General features: G+C 65.5%; 13 protein-coding genes. 4 read left to right on the forward strand and 9 right to left on the reverse strand.

The genetic code is table 11. The features are described from left to right. Positions 1–10 precede the first annotated feature (10 nt). The 3 genes from ACZY0B_RS24595 to ACZY0B_RS24605 are packed head-to-tail and all read right to left on the reverse strand — an operon-like array spanning position 11 to position 2,140. Positions 11–376 (reverse strand): VOC family protein, encoded by a 366-nt coding sequence (locus ACZY0B_RS24595; RefSeq protein WP_463766849.1) that lies wholly within the window; start codon positions 374–376, stop codon positions 11–13. A 43-nt stretch (positions 377–419) separates the two neighbouring features. Continuing rightward, positions 420–1,043 carry an MBL fold metallo-hydrolase gene (locus ACZY0B_RS24600; protein WP_463766850.1) on the reverse strand — a complete coding sequence of 208 codons (624 nt, stop codon included), beginning with the start codon at positions 1,041–1,043 and terminating at the stop codon, positions 420–422. Then, positions 1,043–2,140 (reverse strand): S-(hydroxymethyl)mycothiol dehydrogenase, encoded by a 1,098-nt coding sequence (locus ACZY0B_RS24605; RefSeq protein ID WP_463766851.1) that lies wholly within the window; start codon positions 2,138–2,140, stop codon positions 1,043–1,045. Before ACZY0B_RS24605 ends, ACZY0B_RS24600 begins: the two co-directional genes overlap by 1 nt. A gap of 118 nt (positions 2,141–2,258) precedes the next feature. Between ACZY0B_RS24605 and ACZY0B_RS24610 the strand changes: the two genes are divergently transcribed. The 3 genes from ACZY0B_RS24610 to ACZY0B_RS24620 all read left to right on the forward strand — a co-directional run bounded on the left by ACZY0B_RS24610 (position 2,259) and on the right by ACZY0B_RS24620 (position 4,765). Continuing rightward, the gene (locus tag ACZY0B_RS24610) at positions 2,259–3,278 is read left to right on the forward strand and encodes a class I SAM-dependent methyltransferase (protein ID WP_463766862.1); all 1,020 of its coding nucleotides are present in this window, start codon (positions 2,259–2,261) and stop codon (positions 3,276–3,278) included. 13 nt (positions 3,279–3,291) lie between these two features. Continuing rightward, entirely contained in the window at positions 3,292–4,113 is an 822-nt protein-coding gene (locus tag ACZY0B_RS24615; RefSeq protein ID WP_463766852.1) for a serine hydrolase domain-containing protein, read from the forward strand. A 139-nt stretch (positions 4,114–4,252) separates the two neighbouring features. Then, positions 4,253–4,765: a DUF3145 domain-containing protein gene (locus ACZY0B_RS24620; RefSeq protein WP_463766853.1), complete on the forward strand. Its 513-nt coding sequence runs from the start codon at positions 4,253–4,255 to the stop codon at positions 4,763–4,765. On the opposite strand, the gene ACZY0B_RS24625 is transcribed toward ACZY0B_RS24620, so the two are convergent. The 6 genes from ACZY0B_RS24625 to ACZY0B_RS24650 all read right to left on the reverse strand — a co-directional run bounded on the left by ACZY0B_RS24625 (position 4,762) and on the right by ACZY0B_RS24650 (position 10,535). Next, the gene (locus tag ACZY0B_RS24625) at positions 4,762–5,277 is read right to left on the reverse strand and encodes an Rv2253 family sensor-like surface protein (RefSeq protein ID WP_463766854.1); all 516 of its coding nucleotides are present in this window, start codon (positions 5,275–5,277) and stop codon (positions 4,762–4,764) included. The two genes, ACZY0B_RS24620 and ACZY0B_RS24625, sit on opposite strands and share 4 nt — an antisense overlap. A 270-nt stretch (positions 5,278–5,547) precedes the next feature. After that, positions 5,548–6,030 (reverse strand): GreA/GreB family elongation factor, encoded by a 483-nt coding sequence (locus ACZY0B_RS24630; RefSeq protein WP_463766855.1) that lies wholly within the window; start codon positions 6,028–6,030, stop codon positions 5,548–5,550. An 11-nt stretch (positions 6,031–6,041) separates the two neighbouring features. After that, a complete protein-coding gene (locus tag ACZY0B_RS24635) occupies positions 6,042–6,557 on the reverse strand; it encodes a GreA/GreB family elongation factor (protein ID WP_463766856.1) in 516 nt (171 codons plus the stop codon). Between the two features lie 132 nt (positions 6,558–6,689). Then, positions 6,690–7,955, reverse strand: coding sequence for an NAD(P)/FAD-dependent oxidoreductase (locus tag ACZY0B_RS24640; RefSeq protein ID WP_463766857.1), 1,266 nt, complete (start codon positions 7,953–7,955; stop codon positions 6,690–6,692). 289 nt (positions 7,956–8,244) lie between these two features. Next, the gene (locus tag ACZY0B_RS24645; protein ID WP_463766858.1) at positions 8,245–8,892 is read right to left on the reverse strand and encodes an Rv1733c family protein; all 648 of its coding nucleotides are present in this window, start codon (positions 8,890–8,892) and stop codon (positions 8,245–8,247) included. Positions 8,893–9,011: 119 nt separating this feature from the next. After that, entirely contained in the window at positions 9,012–10,535 is a 1,524-nt protein-coding gene (locus tag ACZY0B_RS24650) for a PucR family transcriptional regulator (protein WP_463766859.1), read from the reverse strand. A 194-nt stretch (positions 10,536–10,729) separates the two neighbouring features. Between ACZY0B_RS24650 and ACZY0B_RS24655 the strand changes: the two genes are divergently transcribed. Continuing rightward, a partial coding sequence (locus tag ACZY0B_RS24655) for a molybdopterin-dependent oxidoreductase (protein ID WP_463766860.1) occupies positions 10,730–12,369 on the forward strand: 1,640 nt, incomplete at its 3' end.

Here is a 12,369-nt window from a genome sequence, read left to right on the forward strand (position 1 = left end):
TCGCGGGGGCTTACCACTCAACGCCGGTGGAGACGCAGAACTCGTTCTGCTCAGGGTCCGACATTCGAACCCATCGGGTTCCCCCGGAGCTCTGCACGCTTTCGTCGACGCGACGAGCGCCAAGTGCCTGCAGCCGGTGGACCTCGGCATCGATATCGTGGACGATGATGTCGACGTGCATGCGGTTCTTACCCATTTTGGGCTCGGGCACCCGCTGAAGGAGAAGTGGTGAAGCGATGCCTTGTTTGGGGACGAGCACAGCCAGATCGGCGTCCGCGTAGTAGTCGCGATAGTTGAGCGCATCGCGCCAGAACATGGCGAGCCTTCTTGGGTCCTCGCAGTCGAGCACGAGTTCCACCGTTGCCCTATGTCCCATCGTGGTACCTCCCAGTCGGAATACCACTCGGCCAGTGACGGGGTTAGTGCCCCCGCGCCACCCACTCCTCGTAATGCACGATCTCGTCGCCGATGATCGTGCTGTCGCCATGGCCGGTGTGCACGATGGTCTCACCAGGCAGCTTGCCTAGCCGCTCGGAGATCGACTGCAGAATCGTCGGGAAGTCGGAGTACGAGCGTCCGGTTGCGCCGGGGCCGCCGCAGAACAACGTGTCGCCGCTGAACACGACACCCAGGTCATGCACGTACCAACACACCGATCCGGGGGAGTGGCCGGGGGTGTGCAGCGCGGTGAGCTCGGTGCCGTCGATCTTCAACGTCTCCCCATCGGACACGGCGCGAAAGTCCTTATCCGGGTGGGTCATTCGCCACAAAACCTCGTCGGCGGGGTGCAGCAGTACCGGTGCGTCGAGTGTCTTGCCGAGTTCGGGCGCCACCGTGACGTGGTCGTTGTGGCCGTGCGTGCACACGACTGCCACCACATGGCGTCCCCCGACGGCCTCGACGATCGGTGCCGCGTCGTGAGCCGCATCGAACACCACGACATTTGAGTTGTCGCCGATGAGCCAGATGTTGTTGTCGACTTCCCAACTGCCGCCGTCGAGTTCGAAGGTGCCGTGGGTGACCACCCGATCGATGTCGACCATCAGAGCACCACTACCGAACGCAATACCTTGCCGTCATGCATCTTGTTGAACGCCTCCTCGATCCCGTCTAGCCCGATTCGTTCGGAGACAAACTTCTCCAACGGAAGCCGGCCCTGCAGATACAGATCGATCAGGGTGGGGAAGTCGCGTTCGGGCAGGCAGTCGCCGTACCACGACGACTTCAGCGATCCGCCGCGAGAGAAGAAGTCGACAAGCGGCATCTCCAGCGTCATGTCCGGCGTCGGCACCCCCACCAGCACAACGGTTCCGGCGAGGTCGCGGGCGTAGAAGGCCTGCTTCCACGTCTCGGGCCGGCCGACCGCATCGATCACCACGTCGACGCCGAAGCCATCGGTGAGGTCCTGGATGGTTTCGACTAGGTCCTTTCCGGGGTCGAGCTCGCGGGCATTGACGGTGTGAGTGGCGCCGAACTTGCGGGCCCAGTCCAGCTTGGTGTTGTCGGTGTCGACGGCGATGATCCGCCTGGCTCCGACCAGCGCGGCTCCCGCGATCGCGGCATCACCGACACCGCCGCAGCCGATGACCGCGACGGTGTCGTTGCGGTCGACGGCGCCGGTGTTGATCGCCGCTCCGATGCCCGCCATCACGCCGCAGCCCAGTAGCCCGGCGACCGCGGGGTCGGCCTCGGGATTGACCTTGGTGCATTGACCGGCCGCGACCAGCGTCTTGTCGGCGAACGCCCCGATGCCCAGCGCGGGTGTCAGCTCGGTGCCGTCGGTCAGCGTCATCTTCTGCGTGGCATTGAACGTGTCGAAGCAAAGGTGTGGCTTGCCGCGTTTGCAGGCCCGGCACTGGCCGCACACCGCGCGCCAGTTCAGGATCACGAAGTCGCCCGGCTCAACCGCGGTGACGCCGGGCCCGACCGCTTCGACCGTGCCCGCGGCCTCGTGGCCGAGCAGGAACGGGTACTCGTCGTTGATGCCGCCCTCGCGGTAAGTCAGGTCGGTATGGCACACCCCGCAGGCGATGATGTCGACCACGGCCTCTCCGGGCCCGGGGTCCGGGACGACGATGTCCACCAATTCGACGGGCTGGCCCTTCTTGCGTGAAATCACTCCGCGCACTGTCTGACTCATGCGCTTCAACCTACTGTCGGAGGCCATACGCTGCGCGGCCGGGCGTACACCCAAAAAGCTGGGTGTAGCGTCCGTGGACGTGACGGCTTTGGAGACCACCGAAGAATTCGCGGGCCGAATGGTCGCGGCGATCGACGGCGCGAGCCTGGCAATCCTGCTGAGTATTGGACACCAGACCGGTCTGCTGGACACGATGGCCGGACTCGGGGCGGCCTCCAGCGCGCAGATCGCCGATGCCGCGGGCCTCGACGAGCGTTACGTCCGGGAGTGGTTGGGCGGCATGACGACCGGGCACGTCGTGGACTACGACGCCGGCGCCGGTACCTACTCGTTGCCCGCCCACCGCGCGGCGGTGCTGACCCGCGCCGCCGGGCCCGACAACTTGGCGCTGGTAACCATGTTCCTGCCGCAGCTCGGTGAGGTCGAGCAGAAGATCGTCCGATGTTTCCGCGAGGGTGGCGGCCTGCCGTACAGCGAGTTCCCGCGCTTCCACGCGCTGATGGCCGAGCAGAGCGCCGCGGTGTTCGACGCGGCACTGGTCGACGTCGTGCTGCCGTTGGTCGACGGCCTGCCGGAACGCCTGCGCGCCGGGGCCGATGTGGCCGATCTCGGTTGCGGCAGCGGTCACGCGATCAACGTGATGGCGCAGGCGTTTCCGAACAGCCGGTTCACCGGCATCGACTTCTCCGAAGACGCCATCTCGACCGGCATCGAGGAGGCGGCTCACCTCGACCTGACCAATGCGGCCTTCGAGAGCCACAATCTGACCGAGCTGGACAAGACGGACGACTACGACGTCATCACCGTGTTCGATGCCATCCACGATCAGGCGCAGCCGGCGCGGGTGCTGGAGAACATCCAACGTGCCCTGCGGCCCGGCGGTGTCCTCTTGATGGCCGACATCAAGGCATCCAGCCGGCTCGAGGAGAACATCGACGTCCCGATGAGCACCTACCTCTACACCGTCTCGCTGATGCACTGCATGACGGTGTCGCTGGCGCTGGGCGGCGCCGGACTCGGCACGGCCTGGGGCACGCAGCTGGCCACCTCGATGCTCGTCGACGCCGGATTCGATGACGTCCGCGTGCTCGAGATCGAATCCGACCCGATCAACAACTACTACATCGCCACGAAGTGACGCGTCTGACCTGATGGCCGCTCTCGATGTTCTCGACGAATGGCCGGTTCCGGCTGCCGCCGCGGCGGTGATCGGCCCCGCCGGGGTGTTGGCCACGCACGGCGACACCGAGCGGGTGTTCGAGCTGGCGTCGGTCACCAAGCCGCTGGTGGCCCGCGCCGCGCAGGTCGCGATCGAAGAGGGCGTCGTCGATCTGGACACCCCGGCCGGCCCGCCCGGCTCGACGATCCGGCATCTGCTGGCGCACGCGTCGGGCTTGGCGATGCACTCCGATCGGGTCCAGGCCAAGCCCGGCACCCGACGCATGTATTCCAACTACGGATTTACCGTGCTGGCCCAGACCCTGGAACGGGAGTCGGGCATCGAGTTCGGCCGCTACCTCACCGAGTCGGTGTGCGAGCCGTTGAACATGGCCGCGACCAGGCTGGACGGGGGTGCGCCGCAAGCCGGCTTCGGCGCGACCTCGACGGTGGCGGACCTGGCGGCGTTCGCCGGTGACCTGTTGCGGCCGTCGACCGTCTCGGCCCAGCTGCACGCCGAGGCGACGACCGTGCAATTTCCCGGCCTGGACGGCGTGCTGCCCGGGTACGGCGTGCAGCGGCCCAACGATTGGGGGCTGGGTTTCGAGCTCCGGGACGCCAAATCGCCACATTGGACGGGGGCGCGCAACTCGGCGCGGACCTACGGCCATTTCGGCCAAGCAGGCGGCTTCATCTGGGCAGATCCCGACGCGGACCTGGCGCTGGTGGCCATGACGAACCGCGATTTCGGCGACTGGGCACTCGACTTGTGGCCGGCGATCGCCGACGCGGTACTACTCCAATACATGAAATGACCATCAAGCACTAGCGCAACACGGGTATCACAGGGCACAATAGACACGTACGAAACAAAAAGTTCGATTAAGCATCTTGCTTGTCGGTCCACCAGGTCGTTGGGGAAGACGTCCCTCGTGGAACCGAAGGAGCAGGTAGATGCGTGCGTCGAATCAATTTGCCGACGTGACGGCTGGTGTGGTGTACGTCCATGCCTCGCCCGCGGCGGTGTGCCCGCACGTTGAGTGGGCGCTGTCGTCGACCCTGCAGTCCAAAGCCAATTTGGTGTGGACACCGCAGCCGGCGATGCCGGGACAGCTGCGTGCGGTCACCAACTGGGTCGGTCCGGTGGGTACCGGTGCCCGGTTGGCCAACGCGCTGCGATCGTGGTCGGTGCTGCGGTTTGAGGTCACCGAGGACCCGAGCCCCGGGATCGACGGCCATCGCTTCAGCCACACCCCGCAACTGGGTTTGTGGAGTGGACCGATGAGCGCCAACGGCGACGTCATGGTCGGCGAGATGCGGCTGCGGTCGATGATGGCGCAGGGCGCCGATTATCTGGCCGCCGAGCTGGATTCCGTGCTGGGAACGGCGTGGGACGAGGCCCTCGAGGTCTACCGCGACGGCGGCGACGCCGGCGAACTGACCTGGCTCAACCGGGGCACCGGCTAAACGACCGGCCGGTTCGCCGGGGCCGCCGACACCGGCATGTCGACGTTGCCCTGGCACGCACCGCTGGTGATGTCGGTGTGAAAGACACCGGAAAGTGTCCCGTCGGCCCCGGGTGTGAAGGCGACAACCGATTTTGCCGGGTCGTATTCGATTGTCCCGTCGGGCAGTTGGCAGTCCCATTGCCAGGTTGTGGCTCGCACCCACTGAGACCCGTTCCAGGTGTAGGTGATCGGACGCGGGATATACGGATTCTTCGGGGGCGGCGCGTCATATACCGTGGCGACACAGGTTCCGGTTGAGCAGCTGGAGCTGAAGCCGTAGTCAACGACGCTGTTGCCTTCCGGTTTTCCGGCGGCAACGCTGGTGCCCGTCTTGGCGGTGCCGGCGAAGGTCACCTGATACTTGCCATTCCATGCCGGATCGGCGGCGAAAGCTCCGGGAGCAAGCCACAGCGAGCCGCCCAACGAAGTAACCGCCAAGCCGACGAATGCGGCCTTGCGCAAACTGGACATCTTTCCTCCTGGCGGAGCGTGTTTGCCATCACGCGCGTCTGCCCACATGTCGCGTTCGATGCCGCGGTTGTTACACGTTTACCGGGCGGGGGGCGCGCAGAATCTGCAGTGCGCGAGGTTCTGCGGAGAGTCTGGCGGGTTCGCCGGGGCGGCGGCATCGACTAATTTGCGGTCATAGGTGCTTGTTTCGCCCATATGCGACGGCGACGATGAGGCCCACCACCGCAACCAGGAGAAATATCATCGCCACCGGGTCGATGAGGTCATACATCATGCGATCGCCCCCCTGCGTCGCGCCCGCGCGTGAATGCCATGGGGCACGGCGTCCAGGAGCGTGACCGTGAGTGCGGCGCCACTGGGCAGCAAGTAGGTCCGTCGTTCGCCGGGGCGTGCGCCCGCGAGCGCGGCGCCCAGCGGGGATTGGATGGAGTAAACCTCCATGTCGCCGTGTTCGGCGCCGCGCACACCGAGGAGGAAGGTTTCGATGTCCCCGGTATCGTCGTAGCGGATGGTCAAAACCATGCCGGGTTCGGCGATTCCGTCGTCGGGTGGGTCCTTGCCCACGGAAGCATCGAGCAACAGATCTTGAATCTGTTGGATCCGTGCCTGCCACCAATGTTGGAGAGCGTCGCTGTTTTCGTCGGTACCGCCGCCGACAGCTGCGGCGGTACACAACTCACGAAGCGTGGCCAATTCCCTCCGTAGCCGCTCGTAGGCTTGTGGCGAGATCCACACGCGTTGCGCACTGGTCATGGGTGTTCCTTTCATGATGCGGCAGCGGTGGTTGCGTCGCGGTGGGCAGACTGCGGCCCAGCGCTTTTCGCAACGTGCATGTCGTAGGGCACGGCCTCCAGGAGTGTCACGAGCAGGGGGCGCGTCTCATTGGGGATGGCGTAAATGCGCTGTTCGCCGGTACGTGCGCCGGCAATCGCGTGGCCTAGCGGCGACAGCGTCGAGTAGACCGTGACATCGGCGCCTTCGCCGAAACGCCGGCCGAGCAGGAAGGTTTCGGTCTCGCCGGTGGCGTCGTAGCGGATGGTAAGAACCATGCCCGGTTCGGCGATGCCGCCGACGGCGTCCTCACTGACGACCGCGTTGGTCAGCAGATCCTGAATCTCGCGGATGCGTGCCTGTTGGGCCCTGTAGCGCGCGGGATTCGCCCCGTAATCCATGAAGTCGTCGGGAACTTCGATACTGCGCCGCGAGCGCAGCGCGGCGAGTTCGGTATGCAGTCGAGTGTAGTCGTGTCGTGTCATCCAGATGCGTTGTGCGCTGGTCATTTTGATGCCTTTCGTGTCGATAAGGGTGTCGCCAGGGGCGGGCCGGAGCACAGCAGCCGCCCCTGACGACGCGGAGCCCGTGGTGGGCGAGAGGTCGTCGCCGCGCTATGGATTCGCGGCTATCGGGGAGCGCTAGCGGCCGCTCCTGCGCAGCGGATCGAACTCGCGCAGGGCTTGGGGCTGCTTGCCGGTCGTAATCTGTTCGGCCAACAGCCGCCCGGTGATTGGGCCGTGCGCCAATCCCCACATGCCGTGTCCGCCAGCCACGTAGACGCCCGGTGATACCTCGCCGATCAGGGCGCGGCCATCAGGGGTGACCGGGTAGGCGCCCACCCACACGTCGTCGCGCTCGGCCCAGCGCGCCCCGTCCAACAAGGGATCGGCCGAGGCGACGATGGCCGCTACCCGCTCTGGTATGACCCGCTCATGGAGGTGTCGGAATTCCATGGTGCCCGAAACACGGATTGCGCCCTTGTAGGGCGTGCAGGCCACCCGCGCGTCGGGCAGGTAGATGGGGGTGGGTATCGGGCGGTCCACGGGCACGGTAAACGAGTAGCCGTGGCCGGCCTGCACTGGGACGCGCAGCCAGCGGCCCGCCAGCCGCGACAACCGTGCGCCGGTGGCGATCACCGCGGCGTCCGCGGTCAGCGCTTTTCCGTTGTGCTGGTGCACGGCAACCCCGCTGCCCGAGGTGAGTATGTCCCGGATTTCCAGCCTTTGGATCGTTGCCCCGCGGACCACTACTGAGCGGCCCAGGGCCTCCACGAATCGTCGCGGGTCGATGAAGCGCTGGGCGTTGATGCTCAGCCCCGCGGCGACCGCCTGCGAGACCAGGGGTACTTGTTCGCGCAATGCCTCGCCCGACAATGCGGTGACATATATTGTCTGGCCGGCCTTTTCGAGCTCGCGTAGCTCCGTCATCATGCGTTCCGCCTCCTCGGTGGTGCGAAACACCGCGGTGATCGGTCCGTCGGTCATTGGCACGTCGACCCCGTTGGCGGCGAGCACGTCGAAGGCTTCCAGGCATTCCTCGTTCAGGTCCGCATTGGCCCGCATCGCCCGTTTCCACGACGATCGCCTGCAGTTGGCGGCGAACTGGATCAGGAAGGCCCTGAGTCCCGCGTCAGCGATTAACGGGATGTGCAAGGGGGCGTTGGGATCCCACCCGGAGCGAAGCGCATGGCGTAGCACCGCTGGGGAGTTCAGCGGGAGGGTCAACCCCGGGGCGATCCACCCGCCGTTGCCCCAGGAGGCGCCGGCGGCCACGCCGGTGCGGTCCACCACCGTGACGTCGACTCCGCGTTCCTGTAGGAACCATGCTGTCGACAATCCGACGATGCCGGCACCGACCACGATCGCCGACCGCGGTCCGCCGTCCATCTTCTCGATGCCGACCATCACATACCTCCGTAGCTGAACTCTGGTTATCAATTCCCATGGTGCCGTGGGGGACTGCCCGACCACTTGCCCCAACCGGACAACGGCGCAGTGGACTCTTGTCGGCTTCCAACAACGCTGCTGCTTCGTGATCGTGAGCGGGATGCCGATACCGCGACCGGTGCGGCGCTTCGCGCGTGAGCGCCCGAAGCGTGCCGCCACCGGCAGTGCCCGGCGTCCCGCTACGCCTCAGGGCCACGCGACGGACGCTGCGGCACAGTGAAATTGCGGCGGCGAGAACGGTAGTGGGCTAAGGCTGGTTGGTCTGCCCGTCGCGGCCGCCGGTGAGCTTGTCGAAATCATCTTCCCATCGCGCGTGGCGGGTCCGGTTAAGGGCAGCACGGGTACCGGCGACCAATGCGCCTGCCGCGGCCGCCAAGCCCACCCAGGTCACTGCTGCGAATGCCACCGCCTCGTCGTAAGCGGTTTTGGGTGGCGGGCCGACATGCGAGCCGTCTTCATCTACCCAAATGTCAATCGCCTCACCACTTTTGACTCCTGGAGGCGCCGAGACCGGGCCGGTATGTTCGTTTCCGGCAGCAGACCATTGGCCAACGACGGTGATCATCGGGCCTAACGATTCACGGTGGATGACCTTGTGGTCGGTGATCGTCGCGGATACCACGCGACTGTTCTGGGCCTGCTCGGCGTAGACGCGGCTGCGGGAGTCGTACACCGAAGTGCCCACGGCGGCCGCGATCGGCACGGCAGCGAGCGCCATCGCCATGGCCAGCACCACAACCAGTGCCTCGACCCGATCGCTCGTGCGTACTAGTGGGTTGAGGCTAAACAGCCGCGCAAATCGCCAGCGCGGCAAGCGCACGGTGAAGGCGTCCAAAGCGCCGTCGTCGTCCGGCGGATCCGGACGCCGGTGAAAAGCGGGATGCGGGGTAGTCATCGGGGCATTCCTATCGACGGGTCGCTATGGCTTCATTTTCGCGTGAGTGGCCCGGCAGGTCTTGCGGAAATTCGACAATGGCGTCGCGGTGCGTTGTTGACTCTCGACAGCGCCGACGGTCAGTCGTGGTCTGTGGCCGCAAGTTCAATCATCATGGCCAGCCGCTTTCTGGCGTCGTCCAACGGCAGGTTGGTGATCTCGGTCATCTTGCGTAGCCGGTAGCGCACGGTGTTTTCGTGTACTCCCAAACACCGACCGGCCTCGGCCGGGTCGCCCTGAGCCTCCAGCCAGGCTCGCAATGTCGCCACGTAGTCGGTCTCGTTGGCGCGGTCGTGGCGGCGCAGCTCGGCCACCGGTCCACGGTTTGGGGACCGACCTGACCGTGACGCGGTGCGCAACCGCTGCAGCAGGATTTCATCCCACGACTCGTCGTAGGCAGGAGGTGTGGACCGAGACGTCATCTCATGTAGCGCGAGGCACTCGTCGGCCTCGTGGCGGGCGGCGGCGAGGTCCGCCACCTCGGCCACCCCGCTGATGCCGGCCAACACCGTGACCTGTTCGGGCATGGCTGCCCGCAAACCGGTGATCCAGCGTCGCGCCGTCGCTACCTGGTCGCCAGGAAGCACGGTGTAGACGGTGTTGCCCGCCAAGGCGCTGCGGCCCGGACGTGACCAACCGAACCCGGTGGTGGCACGCTCGAACGCCATCAGAAGAGGGGCGTCGCGTTCGGCGCCGGTGAACGCTTGGAGTGCGATCACCCTCAACCCGCTGTGTGGCAGGCCGAGTCGGCTGGCCACGGTGGCGGCGTCAGCGGTGCCCTCCAACAACCGGATCAACAGCTCGGACTCAACCTGGCGCTCCAAGTCCGCGCTGGCTCGTGACCGCAGCAGATGCAGGGCCACCGTATGCGTGCCATCGGCCAAGGCGTCGAGAGCGGCGCCTTCCAGTGGCGCCGGACAGGCCACCCACACCGACCCGATGACCTCCCGCCCCGAGCGAACCGCCACCACCATGCGGCCAGTCAAGCCATGTTCGGCGTCCGCGGCGACGAACAGTGGAACGTCGGAGACCGCCAAGTGCGCGAATACCCCGCGAGCTTCGAAGAATGTCCGCAACTGCTCTGGTGTCTGTCGTCCCAGGATTGTCGCCACCCGCGCGGGGTCAGCGTGCTGCTGCTGCCTCGAATAAGCCAGCACGCGCAACAGCCGATCGTGGATGACCACTGCGCTGCCGATCGCATCCGCCAGACTGTCGGCCAGCGCGAACAAATCCGTTGGACCGCGCCCGGATTCAGTCTCGCGGCCTTCGAGTACCAGCCCGTAGACCACCGCAGCCAGCTCGCTCCACGACAGCGTCTCGTCGACCACCATCACCGCGCCGGCCCCGGCGTCACCGTCGAACGCTATTGGCTCCTCACCTTCGCGCGTCAACACCACGACAGCACTCGCCGAGGCCGCCCATTGCACCGCTTCTTTGAGCGAGCCGGCACCAATTGCCAGCAATACATCACCCACTACGGGGCGACCCGCGGCAGCCTCGTGGATCGCCACGCTGCGCAGTTCAGTCGACCTTGGCACCGAGGACCAACGCAGGCGGACCCCGTAGCTACCCAGCACGTTCGCCATGCGGTCCAAAGTGATCACGAGCCGCTCCCAATCCCGAACTGATCGCCAGCGTAATCAGAAATCACGCGGGTTCCATTCAACCGCGGCCAAGGGATACCGCCGGGTCTTGGCCGCCCCGCCCGGTGGGCCGAGTCACTCGTCGCGGCCCTTCCCGAGGAGGTACGCCGTCCGCTAGCATTTATCTAAATGCGTTTGTGAAAATAGAAGTAAGTGTGGATGACGTGGCCGATGAGGAACTCGACATCCGGCAGGCTCAGATTGATGCGGGATATCGCACCGAGCTGTGCGTTGCTGAAGACATCGTCGACCCGGAGGCTTGGGCCGGCGGCTTAGAGGACAAGCGGGCTATTGCGCCCCGACTGCGGGTAGGTCGGGACAAGTGGTTCAACCTGCTGTGGCTGATTCCGATTGGGTTCGCCGTACTGGTAGCAGCGGTGGCCGTGGGCAAAGGCCTACACAACATGCCGGCCGTGCAGGCGTTCATCCAGCGTTATCCCGGCACCCACGTACCTTCCGGGGTCGCCGCGGGCATCCCCGCCTGGGTGGGCTGGTCGCACTTTTTCAACCTGTTCCTGATGATGTTCATCATCCGCTCCGGGATTCAGATCCTCTGCGATCATCCGCGGCTGTACTTCAGTCGCAACGCCACGCCGGGTAAGGACGAGTGGCTCCGCGTGGCCAAGCCGGTGCCGGACGATCCGCTGTGGACCGCCAAGGATGATTCGGTTGGGTTGCCGGGTCAGTTGGGATTGCCGGGGATTCGCCATTCCATCGGCTTGGCGCGGTGGTGGCATCTCGGCGTCGACGTCTTGTGGCTGCTCAACGGCGCGGTCTTCTACGTGCTGTTGTTCGCTACCGGGCAGTGGCGCCACATCGTGCCGACCAGCTGGGATGTCTTTCCCAACGCCGCCTCGGTGGGGATCCAGTACCTGTCCCTGGACTGGCCGACCGACAGCACCTGGGTGGCCTATAACGGCATGCAGTTGCTCGCCTACTTCGTCACCGTTTTCATCGCCGCCCCGCTCGCGGTCATCACCGGGCTGGGGATGTCGCCGGCGCTGTCGATGCGCCTCACCGTGATCAGTAAGCGCTTGAGCATCCAGGCGGCACGCTCGCTGCATTTCCTGGTGCTGGTCTATTTCCTGTTCTTCATCGTTGTCCACGTCACGCTGGTCTTCGCCACCGAGGCGTTGCGCAACCTCAACCACATGTTCGCCGCCCGCGACGACAACGGCTGGGTCGGGTTCTGGATCTTCGCGGCGGCCATGGTGGTGGTGGCTGTCGGCTGGGTGGCCGCCACCCCGCTCACCTTTCGCCACCCGCGGGTGGTGCAGCGGGTCGGCTACGCACTCGTCGGGCCGCTGCAGCGGCTGTTCGAGTACACCAACCCGAAGCCGGGTGCGTTCACCGAGAAAGACATCTCGCCGTACTTCTGGCACAACGGCACCTACCCGGAAACCGTTGAGTACAAGGAGTTGGAGAAGGACAACTTCGTGGATTGGCGGCTGCGAATCTACGGTCTCGTCGAGCACCCGACCGAGTTCTCGCTGGGCGAGTTGCATGATCTGCCGTACCACGAACAGATCACCCAACACTTCTGCATCCAGGGCTGGTCGGGTGTCGCCAAATGGGGTGGCGTGTCGATGCAGACGATCATGGACATCGTCAAGCCGCTACCCGAGGCGAAATGGGTGGTGTTCTACTCACTGGGCCCCGGTGCCGACGGCGGAATCTACTACGTCGCCCACCCGATCGATCAGATGAGCAACCACCTGACCATGCTGGCCTACGACATGAACGGCGAGCCGGTGAGCTACGGCCACGGGGCGCCGCTGCGGCTGCGCAATGAATT

It is taken from the genome of Mycobacterium sp. IDUB_19, assembly GCF_055419445.1.

Bases quoted from the DNA above. Each gene is read 5' to 3' on its own strand.
- ACZY0B_RS24630 (WP_463766855.1), bottom strand. From the start codon at position 6,030: ATGACCAGTGCGCAACGCGTGTGGATCTCGCCACAAGCCTACGAGCGG.
- ACZY0B_RS24645 (WP_463766858.1), bottom strand. From the start codon at position 8,892: ATGACTACCCCGCATCCCGCTTTTCACCGGCGTCCGGATCCGCCGGAC.
- ACZY0B_RS24610 (WP_463766862.1), top strand. From the start codon at position 2,259: ATGGTCGCGGCGATCGACGGCGCGAGCCTGGCAATCCTGCTGAGTATT.
- ACZY0B_RS24605 (WP_463766851.1), bottom strand. From the start codon at position 2,140: ATGAGTCAGACAGTGCGCGGAGTGATTTCACGCAAGAAGGGCCAGCCC.
- ACZY0B_RS24615 (WP_463766852.1), top strand. From the start codon at position 3,292: ATGGCCGCTCTCGATGTTCTCGACGAATGGCCGGTTCCGGCTGCCGCC.
- ACZY0B_RS24595 (WP_463766849.1), bottom strand. From the start codon at position 376: ATGGGACATAGGGCAACGGTGGAACTCGTGCTCGACTGCGAGGACCCA.
- ACZY0B_RS24635 (WP_463766856.1), bottom strand. From the start codon at position 6,557: ATGACCAGCGCACAACGCATCTGGATGACACGACACGACTACACTCGA.
- ACZY0B_RS24620 (WP_463766853.1), top strand. From the start codon at position 4,253: ATGCGTGCGTCGAATCAATTTGCCGACGTGACGGCTGGTGTGGTGTAC.
- ACZY0B_RS24625 (WP_463766854.1), bottom strand. From the start codon at position 5,277: ATGTCCAGTTTGCGCAAGGCCGCATTCGTCGGCTTGGCGGTTACTTCG.
- ACZY0B_RS24600 (WP_463766850.1), bottom strand. From the start codon at position 1,043: ATGGTCGACATCGATCGGGTGGTCACCCACGGCACCTTCGAACTCGAC.
- ACZY0B_RS24640 (WP_463766857.1), bottom strand. From the start codon at position 7,955: ATGGTCGGCATCGAGAAGATGGACGGCGGACCGCGGTCGGCGATCGTG.